The sequence below is a fragment of the Flavobacterium daejeonense DSM 17708 genome (assembly GCF_000425425.1).
Taxonomy (GTDB): Bacteria; Bacteroidota; Bacteroidia; order Flavobacteriales; family Flavobacteriaceae; genus Flavobacterium; species Flavobacterium daejeonense.
Genome location: NZ_AUDK01000011.1, coordinates 50,942 through 68,650 on the forward strand (window position 1 = coordinate 50,942; position 17,709 = coordinate 68,650).

The 17,709-nt window shown below is 35.8% G+C and carries 19 protein-coding genes; 10 read left to right on the forward strand and 9 right to left on the reverse strand.

Annotation, left to right across the window (positions count from 1 at the left end):
- Positions 1 to 111 precede the first annotated feature (111 nt).
- The 10 genes from H599_RS0109165 (at position 112) to H599_RS0109210 (ending at position 8,061) form a co-directional block, all read left to right on the forward strand.
- On the forward strand, positions 112 to 1,200 hold the full coding sequence (locus tag H599_RS0109165; RefSeq protein ID WP_026713860.1) for an ABC transporter permease: 1,089 nt from the start codon (positions 112 to 114) through the stop codon (positions 1,198 to 1,200).
- 66 nt (positions 1,201 to 1,266) lie between these two features.
- Positions 1,267 to 2,106, forward strand: a complete 840-nt coding sequence (locus H599_RS0109170) for an ABC transporter ATP-binding protein (RefSeq protein WP_026713861.1) — start codon at positions 1,267 to 1,269, stop codon at positions 2,104 to 2,106.
- Positions 2,107 to 2,133: 27 nt separating this feature from the next.
- Positions 2,134 to 2,955: an ABC transporter ATP-binding protein gene (locus tag H599_RS0109175; protein WP_026713862.1), complete on the forward strand. Its 822-nt coding sequence runs from the start codon at positions 2,134 to 2,136 to the stop codon at positions 2,953 to 2,955.
- 268 nt (positions 2,956 to 3,223) lie between these two features.
- Positions 3,224 to 3,574, forward strand: a complete 351-nt coding sequence (locus H599_RS0109180; protein ID WP_026713863.1) for a hypothetical protein — start codon at positions 3,224 to 3,226, stop codon at positions 3,572 to 3,574.
- 156 nt (positions 3,575 to 3,730) lie between these two features.
- Positions 3,731 to 4,207, forward strand: coding sequence for a hypothetical protein (locus tag H599_RS0109185; protein ID WP_026713864.1), 477 nt, complete (start codon positions 3,731 to 3,733; stop codon positions 4,205 to 4,207).
- 201 nt (positions 4,208 to 4,408) lie between these two features.
- Complete coding sequence (locus H599_RS0109190; protein WP_026713865.1) at positions 4,409 to 4,942, forward strand: dihydrofolate reductase family protein; 534 nt, start codon at positions 4,409 to 4,411, stop codon at positions 4,940 to 4,942.
- A gap of 294 nt (positions 4,943 to 5,236) precedes the next feature.
- Positions 5,237 to 6,088, forward strand: a complete 852-nt coding sequence (locus H599_RS0109195; RefSeq protein ID WP_026713866.1) for an SGNH/GDSL hydrolase family protein — start codon at positions 5,237 to 5,239, stop codon at positions 6,086 to 6,088.
- A gap of 125 nt (positions 6,089 to 6,213) precedes the next feature.
- A complete protein-coding gene (locus H599_RS0109200) occupies positions 6,214 to 6,711 on the forward strand; it encodes a hypothetical protein (RefSeq protein WP_026713867.1) in 498 nt (165 codons plus the stop codon).
- A gap of 44 nt (positions 6,712 to 6,755) precedes the next feature.
- Positions 6,756 to 7,331, forward strand: coding sequence for a dihydrofolate reductase family protein (locus H599_RS0109205; RefSeq protein ID WP_026713868.1), 576 nt, complete (start codon positions 6,756 to 6,758; stop codon positions 7,329 to 7,331).
- 58 nt (positions 7,332 to 7,389) lie between these two features.
- The gene (locus tag H599_RS0109210) at positions 7,390 to 8,061 is read left to right on the forward strand and encodes an SNARE-associated domain-containing protein (RefSeq protein ID WP_245600505.1); all 672 of its coding nucleotides are present in this window, start codon (positions 7,390 to 7,392) and stop codon (positions 8,059 to 8,061) included.
- Between the two features lie 129 nt (positions 8,062 to 8,190).
- On the opposite strand, the gene H599_RS0109215 is transcribed toward H599_RS0109210, so the two are convergent.
- The 9 genes from H599_RS0109215 to H599_RS0109255 all read right to left on the reverse strand — a co-directional run bounded on the left by H599_RS0109215 (position 8,191) and on the right by H599_RS0109255 (position 17,667).
- Positions 8,191 to 8,472 (reverse strand): hypothetical protein, encoded by a 282-nt coding sequence (locus tag H599_RS0109215; RefSeq protein ID WP_026713870.1) that lies wholly within the window; start codon positions 8,470 to 8,472, stop codon positions 8,191 to 8,193.
- A gap of 229 nt (positions 8,473 to 8,701) precedes the next feature.
- A complete protein-coding gene (locus H599_RS0109220; protein ID WP_026713871.1) occupies positions 8,702 to 9,403 on the reverse strand; it encodes a sulfite exporter TauE/SafE family protein in 702 nt (233 codons plus the stop codon).
- 87 nt (positions 9,404 to 9,490) lie between these two features.
- Positions 9,491 to 9,943, reverse strand: coding sequence for a FixH family protein (locus H599_RS0109225; RefSeq protein WP_026713872.1), 453 nt, complete (start codon positions 9,941 to 9,943; stop codon positions 9,491 to 9,493).
- Between the two features lie 39 nt (positions 9,944 to 9,982).
- Entirely contained in the window at positions 9,983 to 11,416 is a 1,434-nt protein-coding gene (gene ccoG / locus H599_RS0109230; RefSeq protein ID WP_026713873.1) for a cytochrome c oxidase accessory protein CcoG, read from the reverse strand.
- A gap of 109 nt (positions 11,417 to 11,525) precedes the next feature.
- Positions 11,526 to 12,416, reverse strand: a complete 891-nt coding sequence (locus H599_RS0109235; RefSeq protein WP_026713874.1) for a cbb3-type cytochrome c oxidase N-terminal domain-containing protein — start codon at positions 12,414 to 12,416, stop codon at positions 11,526 to 11,528.
- A 21-nt stretch (positions 12,417 to 12,437) separates the two neighbouring features.
- Positions 12,438 to 12,611 carry a cytochrome c oxidase subunit IV gene (locus H599_RS0109240; RefSeq protein ID WP_026713875.1) on the reverse strand — a complete coding sequence of 58 codons (174 nt, stop codon included), beginning with the start codon at positions 12,609 to 12,611 and terminating at the stop codon, positions 12,438 to 12,440.
- Positions 12,612 to 12,711: 100 nt separating this feature from the next.
- Positions 12,712 to 14,892 carry a cytochrome-c oxidase, cbb3-type subunit I gene (gene ccoN / locus H599_RS0109245; protein WP_026713876.1) on the reverse strand — a complete coding sequence of 727 codons (2,181 nt, stop codon included), beginning with the start codon at positions 14,890 to 14,892 and terminating at the stop codon, positions 12,712 to 12,714.
- Between the two features lie 34 nt (positions 14,893 to 14,926).
- On the reverse strand, positions 14,927 to 15,142 hold the full coding sequence (gene ccoS / locus H599_RS0109250; protein WP_026713877.1) for a cbb3-type cytochrome oxidase assembly protein CcoS: 216 nt from the start codon (positions 15,140 to 15,142) through the stop codon (positions 14,927 to 14,929).
- Between the two features lie 113 nt (positions 15,143 to 15,255).
- Positions 15,256 to 17,667 carry a heavy metal translocating P-type ATPase gene (locus H599_RS0109255; RefSeq protein WP_026713878.1) on the reverse strand — a complete coding sequence of 804 codons (2,412 nt, stop codon included), beginning with the start codon at positions 17,665 to 17,667 and terminating at the stop codon, positions 15,256 to 15,258.
- Positions 17,668 to 17,709 lie beyond the last annotated feature (42 nt).

The window sequence follows — 17,709 nt, forward strand, 5'->3', positions numbered from 1 at the left end:
TTAAAAATAGTGAAACTCCATTTATATTCTGACTTAAAAAGTTTAAAAAGGATTTTACGAAATCATACTTTTTTAAACGCTTTTAAACCAACATTATTAAATACAAGCATTATGAAAACAATGACAATAAAAACGGTGAAATTTATAGGATTAGGTTACTTAGAACCCCTTATCCGATTGATTGCAGGTGAAGAAGTGAAAAAAAATGCAAAGGAGGCATTCAAAAAAATCATGATTCCTTTACTTTCTGTATTCTTTTTTATTCTCTTATGGCAATCATTTTCAGATTATTTAAATAATGTGGAATCAGAAATGAAAATTGAAAAAGCGTTGCAGGACCAGGGACCGGAAGCGGCTAAAAAATTAGAAGAATGTATTGCTTCGGGAGACATTAGCTGTCGACCAAATTCTTTACCTTCTCCTTTAATGGTAGTAGGCGCTTTAGGAAAATTATGGGATGATCACTTGTTATTATCTTCCAAAAAAGCAGATTTTATTCAACAATATGCTGCTGTAAACGAAGAACGCTTGGCTAAAGGAGAAACCGAAATTAAATACACCGGAAGACCTTCTTTTGTAGATCAGATTTTTACCAGTTTAAAAACCGTTTTTGCCGGATTTTTATTGTCTATCATCATTGCTATCCCAATGGGAATTTTGTTAGGATTAAGTGAAACTTTGAGAACATCGTTCAACTGGATTGTACAAATTTTCAAACCGGTATCTCCGGTAGTTTGGTTATTGTTAGTTTCGATGATTGTAAAAACTATTTTAGCCAATGTCGATGTAGAAAAATCATTTGTAATTTCTTTTATCAGTGTGGGATTGTGTTCGATGTGGGCTACTTTGGTAAATACGAGTGCAGGAGTTTCCTCAGTAGATAAAGATTACATCAACGTTGCTAAAGTATTGCAACTTGGTAATTACCAAAAAATCTTCAAAATTATTTTACCTTCTTCGTTCCCAATGATTTTCACAGGATTACGAATTACGCTTTCTGTAGCCTGGATGGTATTAATTGCTATTGAATTATTGGCACAAAGCCCTGGATTAGGTTCTTTTGTTTGGGAAGAATTTCAAAATGGTTCCAGTGATTCCAATTCGAAAATTATTGTAGCCATGTTTGTGATTGGGTTAATCGGATTCATGCTGGATCGCATCATGATGATTTTCCAAAAATTACTAACCTTCAATAATTAAAAAGAAGTTACTAAGAAACTAAGCTGCTAAGCAACTTAGAACCTATGAACCTAAAAACTAAAAGAAATGGCTTATTTAGAACTAAAAAATGTTTGTAAATCATACGGAGAAGGAAAAAACAAAACAGAAGTCTTAAGAAATATCAATTTAAGAATTGAAGAAGGAGAATTTGTAGCCATCGTTGGATTTACAGGAAGCGGAAAAACCACGCTTATTAATTTGATTTCCGGCTTAATCGAACCCGATTCCGGTCAGGTGCTTTTCAAAGGAAAACCTATTCAGGGAACCAGTCACGAACGTGGAATTATTTTTCAAAATTATTCCTTATTGCCCTGGCTAACGGTTTACGAAAATGTAGCAATGGCTGTAAAAACGGTTTTCCCGAATTGGAAACCAAAAGAAGTAGAAGAACATGTGAATAGTTTTATTGCCAAAGTAAATCTTTCGCATGCTTCACATAAAAAACCAAAAGAACTTTCAGGAGGAATGCGCCAGCGTGTGGCGGTAGCCAGAACTTTGGCTATGAAACCGGAGTTAATTTTAATGGACGAGCCATTAGGAGCTTTGGATGCTTTGACCAGAGGAAATTTGCAGGAAGAAATTTTAAACATTTGGAGTGAAGACAAGCGTACTGCTTTATTAATTACCAATGACGTTGACGAAAGTGTTTTTATGGCCGACAAGGTAATTCCGCTTCGTCCGGGACCAAAAGCTACTTTAGGCCCTGAATTTGAAATTAAAATTGACCGTCCCAGAGACAAGACAGCTTTGAATCATAATGATAATTTCAAAAAACTACGAAATGCCATTATCGAATATTTAATGGAAATAGGCGCTGAAAGAACCGCCGGACAGGAAGTTAGCACTTACGAATTACCGGATTTAGTTCCGTTACAATTCAGTTAAAAGTACTCATTTTAAAGAAAAAACATCATGACAGAAACGATAGTAAATACACAAACAGTCCCACACGATCCGGCAGGTTTTGAAAAATACATGTTGGAATTAAACAATCTAACAAAGGTCTATCCTACTCCAACCGGTGATTTTGTGGTATTGGAAAACCTGAATTTAAAAATAAAAGAAGGCGAATTTATTTCCATCATTGGACATTCTGGATGTGGAAAAACCACTCTGCTTTCTATGATTGCCGGTTTAAATCCCATTTCCGGAGGACAAATTGTGTTGAACGGCTCACCTATTTCTGGTCCCGGACCCGACAGAGGAATTATTTTCCAGTCGCCAAGTTTATTGCCTTGGATGACTGCACTTGAAAATGTGGCTTTAGGAGTAGATAAAGTTTTCGCTTATGCGACCAAAAAACAACGCATTGATATTTGTAAATATTACCTAAGCAAAGTAGGATTGGATGGTGCTTTTGACAAAAAAGCCAAAGACCTTTCACAGGGAATGAAACAAAGGGTGGGAATTGCCCGAGCTTTGGCACTAAAACCACAAATTCTTTTATTGGACGAACCTTTTGGAATGTTAGACTCTTTAACCCGTGGCGAATTGCAGGACGTACTTTTAGAAGTTTTAAATAAAGAAAAAACAACCGGAATCATGATTACGCACGATGTGGACGAATCCATTTTCCTTGCCGACCGTGTCATTATGATGACTTCAGGACCGAAAGCGCAAATTGGCGATATCTTAGACATCAATTACGAAAGACCCCGAAACCGTAAAGCCATCTTGGAACATCCTACTTATTACGACAACAGAGAACACCTGATTAATTTTCTGGAACATTAATTCCACCTCGATAATGCCCCGGAATCTTACTCTAATTATTTTTACTCTAAAAAATCGAAGCCTAAAAACTTCGATTTTTTTTATGTCCTTTCCATAAGAAATGAGTATTCTTGCAGGAATGAAAAACTTTTTTTAGAAAAAAAGATAACACAGAATATTATTAGCCACAGATTGGAAAGATTCTCACAGATTAATCTATTTCAATCCTTTTAATCTGTGGCAATTATTAAAAGATTTAGCTAAAAAGAAAAAACATAATTTTTTTTCAATGAATATCGAAGACTTAGTAGGCAAATTCCAAATTACAGGCAGCAATCAGGATGCCGAAGACCATACTTACAAAGGAACCCTCACTTTGCGACTCGACCGCAACAAAAGAATCAAAGCCCAATGGTTCATCAATAACGAACAGGTTCAAACCGGCAGCGGCTTTTTCAGAGATAATATTCTGGTGATCAATTTCAAATATTTGGGTGAAAACGACATTTTTTTCAAAGGTGTGGTGGTCTATCGCTGTATTTCGAAAGATGTATTAGACGGTTTCTGGTCAGAAAAACATGGCAATCCACTATTTTTAGGAACGGAACGTGCTTTTAGAATGACTGAAGTCTTGCAATAATTTTTACATGTAAGAAATATTTTTATTTTTGTATTGCATAGTAAAAAAATCACACACAACCTTTTAAACAAAAAAAATCGTCTGTCCATCTATATACGAAAGTTTGTTTGGGCTATATATTAAGTTATACGAAAGTCTCACAATAGTGCAAAAAGTATGAAAATAAATGTAATCATATTAATCCTCTTATTTCAAATAATTTCACAAAGTGAAGTTATCGGAAAATACAAAAGATTTGGAGATGATATCACGCTCAATTCTGACTATACTTATGAATATAATTATTATTTCGACACTTATTCAGGATGGTCAAAAGGAAATTGGAAAATGAAAAATGACACCATTTATCTATATCCAATTCTAATATATGATACATTAAGAATTCCTGGAAAAAAAGATTCATTAATATTATCGTCCACTAAAAAGCCAAATCTCATTGTCTCGAAGAATTTAAACGAAATATACTGGCCAGAATCCTCAGGCGAACAAACTGGAAATATTTTCAAGAAACTATTTTACAAGAAAGGGAAGTTATTTCAAATAGATAAGAATGGAAAATTGAAAATCAAAAAAGAAAGAAAACCTTATTACAGAGTAGAAGAGTATTACAACCCTTGGTTTGAGAAAAAATAATAACCTTCGCACAAAAGCGGTAGCTGTTGGACAACCCCAATTTTGGATTGATTTTTTTTAAAATGATACCATTTCAACCTCTTTTAAAGCGATTTCAAAGGGAGTTTGTATCTACACAAATTAGTTTTAACAGAAAAACAATCGTATTTTTAATCCCAACCTGTGCCTACTAGCCAAACATTAGTTACATAAAAAAACATTATGAGAAAAACATCACTTTTCATTGCTACAAGTTTAGATGGCTACATTGCAAAGCCGAATGATGATCTTAGTTTTTTGAAACTCGTCGAAAAGGAAGGCGAAGATTATGGTTATAAAGAATTTACAGATACAATTGACACTTTGATTATTGGCAGAAAAACCTATAATTATGTCCTTAAAGAAATTGGTTCCTCTCATTACGACAATGGACAAAGAGAGGTATATGTTATCACAAGAACCTCAAGACCAAGTGTTGGCAGAACAACTTTTTACAGAGGTAAACTGACCGATTTAGTAAAACAACTAAAATCTGAAAATGGGAAAAACATATATTGTGATGGCGGTGCAGAAGTAATTAATGAACTATTAAAAAATGATTTGATTGATGAATTTATTATCTCTGTCATTCCTGTTTTATTAGGAAATGGGACAAGATTATTTAAAGATGGACGTCCTGAACAATTACTCGAATTTGTAAAAGCAAAAACATTTGATACGGGATTAACACAATTGCATTACAAACGAAAAAAATAAAAAACACCCCCTCTATTGCTAGCGCAAGCGCAATGTTATGAAGTTAAGCTTTTTGTCGTCACTTCGAGTGATTTTAAATAATAATGCGGGAGCTTTATTATTTAAAATTGTATCGAGAAGTCTTGTTTAAACTAGAGTTCTCGATACTGGCTTACGATTTTCTATCGCAAATTGTAAGCCAATAACAGGACTAAAAATGAGTTGTAAATCTATTTTAGGATTAAGTATAAATATGTAAACTTTTTTTAGGACGAGACACAAAAAGCAAAAATCGCTAAAAAAAAAAATAAAAAAATGAAACACCTCATCAAATTGAGTTACTTACTCTTATTAGCAATCAGCACTAAAGGATTCGCACAACAAACTACCGTTGTTCCAAAAGTAATTGTAACCGAAACCGAAAAAACACTTCAATCGCAATGGCAGGGCAAAAAGGTCGCATTTTTGGGAGATTCCATGACCGATAAACGCCGTGTTGGGACAACTTATGTGTACTGGGAATACCTGAATGAATTGTTAGGAATAGAATCATTTGTGTACGGCATCAGCGGTAATCAATGGAATCATATTTACAAACAAGCCGAAAAACTAAAAGCCGAAAAAGGAACAGATCTGGATGCCATCATCATTTTTGCCGGAACCAATGATTACATGCACGGCACTCCTATTGGTGACTTTTTTACTGAAACAACAAAACAAACCAACTTTAACGGCAAAGAAGTAAGTCGTAAATACCGCACACCCATTTTCAATGATACTACCTTTTGCGGAAGAATTAACAAGGCGATGGCTTATTTGAAAAACAATTTTCCGCAGCAGCAAATTGTTATCATGACTCCTATTCACAGGGGGTATGCAAAATTTAATGACAAAAATGTGCAACCGGACGAAAACTTTTGCAACGAACAGGGTTTGTACATCGATAGTTATATAGAGGTTCTAAAACAGGCGGCTTCCTATTGGGCTGTTCCACTAATTGATTTGTATTCAACTAGTGGCTTGTTCCCTATGTCGGAATCGCATTTGCAATATTTTCATAATAAAGATACAGACAGACTGCATCCTAACGCTTTGGGAGATTATCGTTTGGCTAAAACCATTCAGTACCAATTACTAGCTTTGCCTTCCGGTTTTGTACAAAAATAAAATCTGAAAAAAGTGGTTGTCCTAATAACAATCACTTTTTTATTCCTATTTTTGAGTAAAAGTAGAACTTAGAAAAATTGGCTTGCAACAAAATAGCATTTCTAAGTTTTTAAAAGACAATAAAAATGGGACACTATAAAGCCAATTCGATTAATTCTCACAATTTTAATCTGACCTCAGACGACCAACAAATTGGAGCGTTAGTTTACTCCAAATGGTATTCCTTCAACGCAGACATTTTACTCGCGGATGGTTCAAAATACGAACTAAAATCGAAAGATCTTTGGGATTCAAAAATAGAACTGAAAGACAGTAGTCAAAATATTTTACTGGAGTTTAAAATGGGTTGGAAAGGCATTCTTATCAAAAGTTTTTTTGATACAAAAGAAACAACTTATTTACTCAAACTTAAAGGTTTGTTCAGTAATAAATTCACCTTGATTGACGCCGAAAAAACCGAGTTACTGGTGGCTGAAACCGATTTTAAATGGAGTAAATTCAGTTATGATTATCATATCGAAACAACAGCGGTTTTTGAACAATTGGACAGCAGAGAACTATTTTTACTAACCCTGTTACATTGTGTCAATTACTACATGAACAGCATTGCAACCGGCGGTTAATTTAAATTTGCTTATCTTTAAAACCAACTTTAAAAAGCAGCATCATGGGAAAAATAATTTCGTTTATGCATATCTCACTCGACGGTTTTGTAGCCGGACCAAACGGAGAAATGGACTGGATTAAAATAAATGAAGAAATTTTTGATTTTGTAGGCAAACGCATCAGCACCGGAAATACTGCTTTGTACGGTCGAAAAACCTACGAAATGATGGAAAGCTACTGGCCTACCGCCGCCGACAAACCCAATGCCAGCAAACACGACAGAGAACATTCTAAATGGTACAGCAAAGTACATAAAGTGGTTTTATCCCAAAGCTTAAAAAATGTAAAGCTGGTCAACACCACCATTATCAGCGAGCGTCTTTCCGAAGAAATTAATGCTGTAAAACAACAAACTCTTAACGATATTTTACTTTTTGGCAGCCCAACTGCTACTCATGCACTGATACAGCAAAACTTAATTGACGGTTACTGGCTTTTTGTAAATCCGGTTATTCTGGGAAAAGGAATTCCGTTGTTTAAAGATGTTCAAGAAAAAACTGCGCTTCAACTCATCGGCAGCCACAGTTTTGACTGTGGTGTTATAGAGCTGAATTATTTGGTAAACAAAAAAGAGTAAGCACCTCCTTTTTAAAATTTCTGTTCAAGAACGTTCTCTTTGAAATTTCTAATCTTTTTTGAAATCAAAGAGCGCTAAAGTCATTTTATTTCCGCATATTAGTGCTAACCAATCTGACTTTTGTAAATTAACAACTATGTGGTGGCAATATCTACTCGTTTTTTTAGGAGCTTTTCTGTTTGATGTTGTTCCGTTTCCGTTTCCGCCTGCTTTTACCATAATGGTAACTCTAAAAATACTTTTTGACTTAGATACCTGGTGGGTTATTATTCTGGGAGTATTGGGCTCTATTGCGGGACGCTACACCCTTACTTTGTACATTCCGTTACTGGCCGACAAAATATTCAAACCTCAAAAAAACAAAGAAGTACAGTTTTTAGGCGAAAAAATAAGTGAAGAAGGTTGGAAAAGCCAAATGGTAATTCTGACTTATTCACTGATGCCCCTGCCTACTACACCATTATTTTTAGCTGCCGGAATGGCTCGACTAAAACCCATTCAAATTATTCCGGCTTTTTTTGTTGGCAAATTTATCAGTGACGCAATTGCTGTACATTTGGGCGATTTTGCCTCAGAAGGCATCGACGACATCCTAAATGAAGCTCTTTCCTGGAATTCCATTCTCAGTTTAGTACTTAGTTTATTATTCATTGCAGCCTTACTTTTCATCGATTGGTTTGCCCTGATTGAAAAAAAACAATTCAGGCTGAATTTTAAAATTTGGAAATAAACCCAAACAAAAAATCCCAACAACAGCAATAAAAAACGGCGCAAACTCCGTGGAGACCTGCGCCGTTTTCTATCCCAAAACATTCGGAATAACAATTTTTATTGGGCTTTTAAGATGACAGTTAAATCACTAAAACAACTTGTAGATGCGATGAATTGGGATAACCACGCCTTGTTTTAAAACAACATTTTTATCGGTTACCGCCCACACGGTGGTGTTTACAATTTTTTTCGATTCGTTGTCTTCAAAGAAAATTTTAATTTTAGAATGCTCCAAATTACCTAATGACAAAGCCCGGTTAATTTCGCTTATTCGGGTTTTTACCTCGCTGTCATCATCAAGCACATCTGTAGCAGGAAATTTTAGAGAAGCAATATCTTCTTTCTCTATGATTGTGAATTCTTCTGTCATGATCGAAATTTTTAATTAATACTAATGGCTATCGCAACGACAGAAAGGGTTTTACCGCTATCCTTTCAGCAATAACCTACTATAAAATTAAAAACAATCTTTTGATGTAAATGCCAATTTTTTATTAATTTTTCAATACAAATTAGAATTTGATGCAAATAAAAAAAACGATTCTACACTTGGTAAAACCGTCTTTTTTCATCTAAAAACTATTTAAAACTAAAATCACTCAATGACAATCAGGATTAGCCTGTACAAATAAACTCATCGTGGAAGGAGACACATAAGGAATCCCCAAACCTAATCCTCTGAGAATAAACAACAACCCGATAACCGCCACCACATAAGGGATGGTTTTTTGAATTTTATTTCGGGTAGCCAAATTTAAAAACGAATTAATATAGACCACGCTGCTCATTAAAGGAACGGTACCCAATCCAAACAAAATCATATACAAAACCCCTAAACCACTACTTTGCATCGCAATAGCGCCAAACAAAGCCACATAAACCATTCCGCAGGGCAAAAATCCGTTTAGCAAACCAATCGTAAAAAGAGATTGATAACTTTTCTTCTTAAACTGATTTCCTAAAACCTGTTTTAACTTAGAAATTCCTCTGAAAATTGGTTTTGAAAAATTATAATTAGCAAATGTTCTTTCGGGAATTACGATGGCTGCAATCATTAAAATTCCAATAATAACAGACAATTTTTGTTGCATTCCCGCCATAAAAAAACCTTTACCTAACAATCCGAAAATAAAACCGATACCGGCATAAGCCGCAATCCGCCCCAAGTGATAGGTAATAATCTGCGTTACTTTCTTAGCCGGATTATTTCGATCCACAGGCAGCATCATCGCTATAGGACCACACATCCCAATGCAATGAAAACTACTTAGTAATCCAAATATCAAAGCGGTGTAAAGCATTCTTTTTTAATTATAAATTGTTAATTATGAATTATAAATTTTCTACTTGTTCCTCCATAAAACTCATAACACATAACCCACAACTTTTTACTGAATATAAATCGGTTCCTTAGTCAGGTATTTTTTCCCGGCATATTGCCATTCCATATTAATGTCCCATTGACCGCCTACCAATTTTGATTTAGGTATGAGCAAAGTTGGATTAGATAACGAAATCGGAGTGTCGAAATCTAATTTTTTGTTAGACGGTCGGTAAAGGGACACTATTCCTGTAATTTGGTTCGGTGCAAACTCCTGCGGAAATTCAATAGTAATTCCCGCATCGGTTTTGGTTATGATTGGTTTTTGTTTCAAATCCTGAGCATTTTGAACACGCTCCATTTCTTCCTGAAAGCGGGCATCATGCTTGTAATATTCTTCCACAACCAATTCGTTGTCATACTTTGAATTGGATTGTACTTTTATTACAAAATATAATATAAAGCTCATAAACAACGCTATGGCTATTAGTAATCCTGTTCCCCAATTGATTCTTTTCATCGTCCTATATTTTTTAAAGTAAACCTTTCTCTTTCTTTATCAATCAAAACTTCTCGGGCTTAAAAAACTCGTACTGGTGGTTTCTATTTTTTGATCGCCGTTATATACTTCTACTTTTAATTTCGTTATATCGCTTTCCAGCAAATATTTATTGATTTCAATAAATAAAGTTCCGCTGCTCATCCCTTGTTTAGGTACTTTTAAACTTTGTTTTCCTACTACTTTCAGATTTCCTTTGATGTTTTTCAGTTTGAAATGAATATCATTAAAATCATCGTTGGTTTTATTGATAATTTTATAAGTAAACACATTGCTGATATTTTCTCCTTTATGCTGATACAACTGTCCCGGTAATCGCAAAATAAGCGCCTCGACATCGGTGCGTAAAAACAACAGCCCTACTAACATTCCAACCAAAATGACTAAAACAGCGGTGTAGCCTTTCATTCGGGTGGTGAATTTAAACGGTGCTTTTTTCTCAATTTCATCTTCCGAAGCATAACGAATCAAACCTTTAGGCAAGCCCACGCTTTCCATAATACTGTCGCATTCGTCAATACAGGCCGTACAGTTTACACATTCTAACTGCGTTCCGTTTCGAATATCAATTCCGGTAGGACACACATTCACACACTGATGGCAGTCGATACAATCGCCTTTTCCGGTTAAAACACGGTCTTCTTTTTTATTGAATTTGGCACGTCCGGCTTCTTTTTCGCCTCGAACAAAATCATACGTTACATTAATAGATTTATTGTCTAATAATACGCCCTGCAATCTTCCGTAAGGACAGGCTATGATACAAACCTGTTCCCGAAACCAAACAAAAATAAAATAGAAGATTCCGGTAAAAATGGCCAACGAAATCAGCGTTTTCAAATGATTTAACGGATTATCTTCAATCATCGCAATCAAAGTATCACTTCCTATCAAATACGCCAGAAAAATATTGGCTATCCCAAAAGAAATCAACAGGAATACCGTCCATTTCAAGGCTTTCTTTCTGATTTTTTCGGCATTCCATTCCTGTTTTGCCAATCGCATCTGAGCACCTCTGTCACCTTCTATCCAATATTCAATTCGTCTGAAAACCATTTCCAGAAAAATAGTTTGCGGACAAATCCAGCCACAAAATATACGCCCGAAAATAACCGTAAACAAAATCACAAACACCACTCCGATGATCATAAAGAGCACAAAAAGATAGAAATCCTGCGGCCAGAATGGAAATCCGAAGATGTTAAAACGACGCTCCAGAATATTGAACATCATAAACTGATTGCCATTTACTTTTATAAAAGGATTAGCAACCAGAATTAACAACAAAACATAACTCAGTGCCTTTCGGTAATTATAAAATTTTCCGGATGGTTTTTTAGGATAAACAAATTTCCTTTTTCCTTCATTGTCAATTGTTCCAATGCTGTCCCGAAAGCTTTCGTGACTAAATGTTTCGTCGGCTAATTTTGACATTTTATTTGTGATTTTTAATCTAAAACAATAGATTGTTTTTACCATTAAGGAATTATGTATTAGAATTCCATGAGCCAAATCTTCATAATTCCCTAATGGCTTAAAATTTTTATTTTGCTGCAGCTTCCTCAACCCAAATTTCACCGTCCGGCGCTTTTGGATCTTTAGGATTACTGCCTTTTAAAGATATAATATAGCTGGCTACTTTTTGAATTTCTTTTGGTTTCAAAGTTCCTTTCCAGGAAATCATTCCTTTTCCGTCACGCCCCCCGTTAGTAATGGTGTGGAAAATATTCTTGATTCCGCCCCCCAAAATCCAGTTGTCATCGGTTAAGTTAGGACCAATTTGCCCTCCCGCATCAGCACGGTGACAGGCGGCACAATTGGTTTCAAAAGTTGTTTTTCCAATTGCTAAATCGGCCGGATCCGTTAGTTGGGTAACCGTTTTTTCGTCCATTAAATCAGGTGCATTTTTCATGTATTCCGCCACTTCAATTTTGGCCTGAGCCAATTCTTTTTTCAATTCCATTTCCTGATTATCGGCTCCCAGCATTTCGTAACGCACTAAATAAATAGCAGCAAAAACGATACAGGCATAGAAAGAATACACCCACCATGGTGGCAAATTATTATCTAATTCTTTGATTCCGTCGTAATCATGATTCATCAACAGGCTGGCTTCATTTTCGATAGGAACCGTGCGGGTAAGCTTGTTCATCAGGTTTTTAAACCATGCTGATTCTTTTAATGGCAATTGTTCTTCGGCTGCTAATCGGGCTTTTTCTTCTTCCGGCAACAATTGGTACACAATATTGTCAGCCGCTTTAATTACCATTTCGATAGCAATTAGCAACAACAATACCACCAATAAAATGACGTCAACCATTGGGTATTTGATAAAAGCCGCCCGGTCTCCGGAGTCAATAAAATATTCGATAGCACCAAAAATGAGGAAGAAAATCACCGGTACTCTTACATATGCTGGAATTATTTTTTTCATTTTGTTTATTTTGAAATTATACTACAAACTGTCTTTCAACGGAATCTGACTCATCTCTTTGATTTTATCTTTTTTATAGGTAAAAACCCAAAGTGCTAATCCCATGAAGAAGAAAAAGAAAATCAATAAGGATACTATTGGATAAATCGCAACTCCCGCGATGGTTTCCATGTTGTGTTTTATTTGTTCAAACATTTTTTTGAGTTTTTGAGTATCAAAGTTGCATAGTTCCAAAGTTATCCCAACTTTTAGGCTTTGTCACTTTGAATCTATGCCACTTTGATACTTCTTTTTACTAGTTCGTTTTCACCTTAATATCAGTTCCTAATCTTTGGATGTAAGCAATCAGGGCTACAATTTCTCTGTTTTTCATTGGAACAAATTCCTCTCCTCTCGCCGCTGCTTTCTTTTTGCTTTCATCATAACTTTTAACAAAATCAGGATCAGCATGCAAACTGTTTTCAATTTCCTGAGATTGAGCGTCTATGGCTTTTTGTGCATTTGCAATATCTGAATCTGTATAAGGAACTCCTAAATTTCGCATCACTTCCATTTTTCCTTCGATATCTGAAATATCCAACGCTTTATTGTCAAACAACCATTTGTATCCCGGCATGATAGAACCGGCAGATGTACTTTGAGGAGACCACATGTGGTTAAAATGCCAGTTGTCGTTGTATTTCCCTCCTACTCTTAATAAGTCCGGTCCGGTACGTTTAGATCCCCAAAGGAATGGATGATCGTACACAAATTCTCCCGCTTTAGACTGAGGTCCGTAACGCTCTACCTCACTTCTAAACGGACGAACCATTTGAGAGTGACAGCTTACACAACCTTCACGGATATACAAATCACGACCTTCTAATTCCAATGGTGTATAAGGTTTTACACTGCTAATAGTTGGAATATTCGATTTTACCATAATCGTTGGTACAATTTGAATAATACCTCCAATTAAAATAGCTACTGTTGCCAAAATGGTCAATTGAATAGGTTTTCTTTCTAACCAAGGATGGAATTTTTCACCGGCTAATCGGGCGCTGCTTATTCTTTGTAAAGCAGGAGCTTCAGCTAATTCGTCTTCTACAACATTATTCGCTTTTACCGTTTGATAAATGTTATACACTAGAATAAGCATTCCGGTAACATATAAAGTTCCTCCCACGGCTCTCATCCAGTACATTGGAATAATTTGAGTTACGGTTTCTAAGAAGTTACCATAAGTCAGCGTTCCGTCAGGATTAAATTGTTTCCACATGGACGCCTGTAAAAATCCGGCAACATACAATGGCAGTGTATAAAGAATGATTCCTAAGGTTCCTAACCAAAAATGCACATTGGCTAATTTCAAAGAGTACAACGGTCCTTTAGTCATTCGCGGAATCAACCAATAAATGATACCAAAAGCCATAAATCCGTTCCATGCTAAGGCTCCCACGTGTACGTGAGCAATAATCCAATCGGTAAAGTGCGCAATAGCATTTACATTTTTAAGAGACAACATCGGTCCTTCAAAAGTTGCCATTCCATAACCGGTAATTGCCACTACAAAAAATTTCAATACCGGCTCTACACGTACTTTATCCCAGGCACCACGAAGAGTTAACAATCCGTTAATCATACCTCCCCAAGACGGCGCAATCAACATTACTGAGAAAACAACTCCTAAATTCTGCGCCCAGTTAGGCAAAGCAGAATACAATAAATGGTGTGGTCCCGCCCAGATGTATAAGAAAATTAAAGACCAAAAGTGTACAATAGACAAGCGATAAGAATATACCGGACGATTAGCCGCTTTAGGAATATAATAATACATTAAACCTAAGAACGGAGTAGTCAGGAAAAAAGCTACCGCATTGTGTCCGTACCACCATTGTACCAAAGCATCCTGAACCCCTGCGTAAACAGAGTAACTTTTCATGGCAGAAACCGGCAAAGCCAAACTGTTAAAAATATGCAACACAGCTACCGTAACAAAAGTGGCTAAATAAAACCAAATCGCTACATACAAATGACGCTCTCTTCTTTTTAAGATAGTTCCAATCATGTTGATTCCGAAAACTACCCAAATCAGCGCTATTGCAATATCGATAGGCCATTCTAATTCGGCGTATTCTTTTGAAGTAGTGTAACCTAGCGGAAGGCTTATCGCGGCAGCCACAATAATCAATTGCCAGCCCCAGAAATTAAGATTACTCAAAAAGTCGCTGTACATTCTGGCTTTTAACAAACGTTGCAAGGAATAATACACTCCCGCAAACATTGCATTCCCAACAAAGGCAAAAATTACAGCATTGGTATGCAAAGGTCTTAAACGACCAAAACTCAACCAGGAAAAACCATCAGTCAGGTTTGGGAATAAAAATAAGATAGCTAATAAAAGTCCGACCGTCATCCCGACTACTCCAAAAACTATAGTAGCGTAAATGAACTTTTTAACAATTTTGTTGTCATAATAAAACTGCTGCATTTCCATATATTAAAATTAAAATGATTTAAAAATTATTGCTTTACTCTTTTTCAGAACTCGTTGTTGTATTCTGATTGACGGACTTTGCCTTCTGATTTCTGCTTTGCGTCCTGGCTGTTTCGTCGTCAAAAAGCATCCTGACCGATGGCGTATAATCGTCATCATACTGACCGCTTTTAACTGCCATAAAAAAGGCTATTAAAAATGCTATAGCCACGAAAATGCTAATGGTGATTAATAAATAAATGACACTCATACCTTAAATTTGTGTTAACAAAATTACTTTAGACCTTTTACAGAAAATATGACATTTATCATACAAGCTATTTTTATTTTACCGCAATCCCGATAGCTATCGGAACACAAAGATTATTCGCAAAGTTTTTCCACCTCATAACTCATAACTTCCAGCTTCCTCGCATAGTAATTACTCATCAACGTTACAAAACTCACAATAGTAATCGTACTCAGAGGCATCAAAATCGCGGCTATTAAAGGATTCAAATGGCCTGTTATTGCAAAGCTCAACCCTACCACATTATACAACAGAGACAAACCAAAACTCATCTTGATTACTTTCATGGCTTTCTTAGAAAGTTTTAAGAAATAATGCAATTTTTGAAATTGTCCCGCTTCCAGAATAGCATCGCAGGCGGGAGAAAAAACATTCACATTTTCAGAAATCGAAACGCCCACATCACTTTGTGCCAAAGCTCCGGCATCATTCAGTCCGTCACCAACCATCATTACATTTTTGCCCGAATCCTGTAATTTTTTGATAAATTCCAGTTTTTGTTCCGGTTTTTGATTGAAAACTAATTCGGTTCCGGCTGGCAAAAGCTTTTTCAAAGCCGTTTTTTCACCTTCATTATCGCCTGATAAAACTTTGATTTGGTATTTTTTATGCAAACTTTTAAACAAAAGCTTTAATCCTTCCCGATATTGATTTTTAAAAATATATTTCCCAAAATAAACGTCGTCAATTTGGATATGTACCGAAGTTTGCAAACTCTGCTGTTCTTCCGGCATTCCGGCAAAAGCAGCCGAACCAATTTTTACCAAACTTCCCACTACCCGCGCCTGTATTCCTTTTCCGGTAATTTCTTCAAATTCGCTAATGGTTATTTTTCCAATTTCAGGCAATAAATCATACAACATCCTGCTCAGCGGATGATTAGAACCGCGCAACACCGATTTGATTCGAACCAAATTAGCTTCCGTAAAAGGCTTCCCTTCATAAAAAATATTTGATGCTGCATTAGAAGTAATCGTTCCTGTTTTATCAAAAACCAGCGTATCTACTTTTGCCAATTGTTCGATAACCAATGCATTTTTAAGATAGAATTTTTGCTTGCCTGCAATTCGCAGAATATTTCCCAAAGTAAACGGAGCTGTCAAGGCCAATGCACAAGGACAGGCCACAATTAAAATCGCAGTAAATACATTGAAAGCTTTATTGGTATCAATAAAAATCCAATAACCAAAAGCCGCGAAAGCAATCAGCAGCAAAACCACCGTAAAATAACGACTGATGGCATCGGTAATACTCTTGTGTTTTTGTGTTACTTTTTTCTGAAAAACAGCATTGCTCCACAATTGGGTTAAATAACTTTGAGAAACCGAAAACAGCACTTCCATTTCAATTACTTTGCCTAGTTGTTTTCCTCCGGCAAAAATTTTATCCCCGGATTTTTTGTTTATCGGAATGGCTTCTCCGGTAACAAAACTGTAATCGATAGCGGTATTGTCACTCATTAAAATCCCATCCACCGGAATTAATTCCTGATTTCGAATCAATAATCGATCGCCTTTTTGAATATCATAAACCGGAACGCTTTCTTCAGAACTGTCGACATTAATTCGGGTAACGGCAACCGGAAAATAGGATTTAAAATCCCTTTCAAAACTCAAGAAACTATAGGTTTTAATTTGGAACATTTTCCCTAAAAGCATGAAGAAAATCAAACCGGTCAAACTGTCAAAAAAACCAGAACCATAATCAAAAATAATGTCAACTACACTTCGGATAAACATCACGATAATCCCTAAAGCAATAGGCACATCGATGTTTAACATTTTAGATCGAATACTTTTGTAAGCCGAAACATAATAACCGCTTCCGGAGTACAAAAAAGAAGGCAGCGACAGGGCAAAAATCAGCCAGCGGAAAAACGGTTTGTAATTGTCCAGCCAAAATTCTTTTACCTCAAAATATTCTGGAAACGAAAGCAGCATGATATTTCCAAAACAAAAGAAAGCGACTCCTAATTTATAGGTCAGACTTCTGTCGGTTTTGGTTTGTGGTGTTTCGTAATTCTCTAAACTGATATAAGGTTCGTAACCAATAGATCCTAGCAAATACACAATAGTACTTAGCGAAACTTCGGCGGGATTGTAAATAATACGTACTTTTTTCTCCGGAAAATTAACCTGAGAACTGCTTATTCCTTTTTGAAGACGCTGTAAATTTTCCAGAATCCAAATACAAGAACTACAATGTATATGAGGAATGCTAAGTGAAACAATAGCGGTTGTAGCCTCCTGAAATTCCAATAATTTCGAAACGATGTTTTCATTTTCTAAAAAATCATATTTTCCTTTTATGTCCTGCGGACTTGCTCCTGGTGATTTTTCAAAATCGTAATAACAACTCAAATCGTTCAGACTAAAAATTTCGTAAACCGTTTTACAACCGGCACAACAAAATGTTTTCGCGTCAAAAACAATTTCAGCTTCTTTTACAATATCTAAACCACAATGGAAACAATTTTGTGTATCCATAACTTTACTCATTTTACCTAATGCAAAATTCTTAAAGGAACA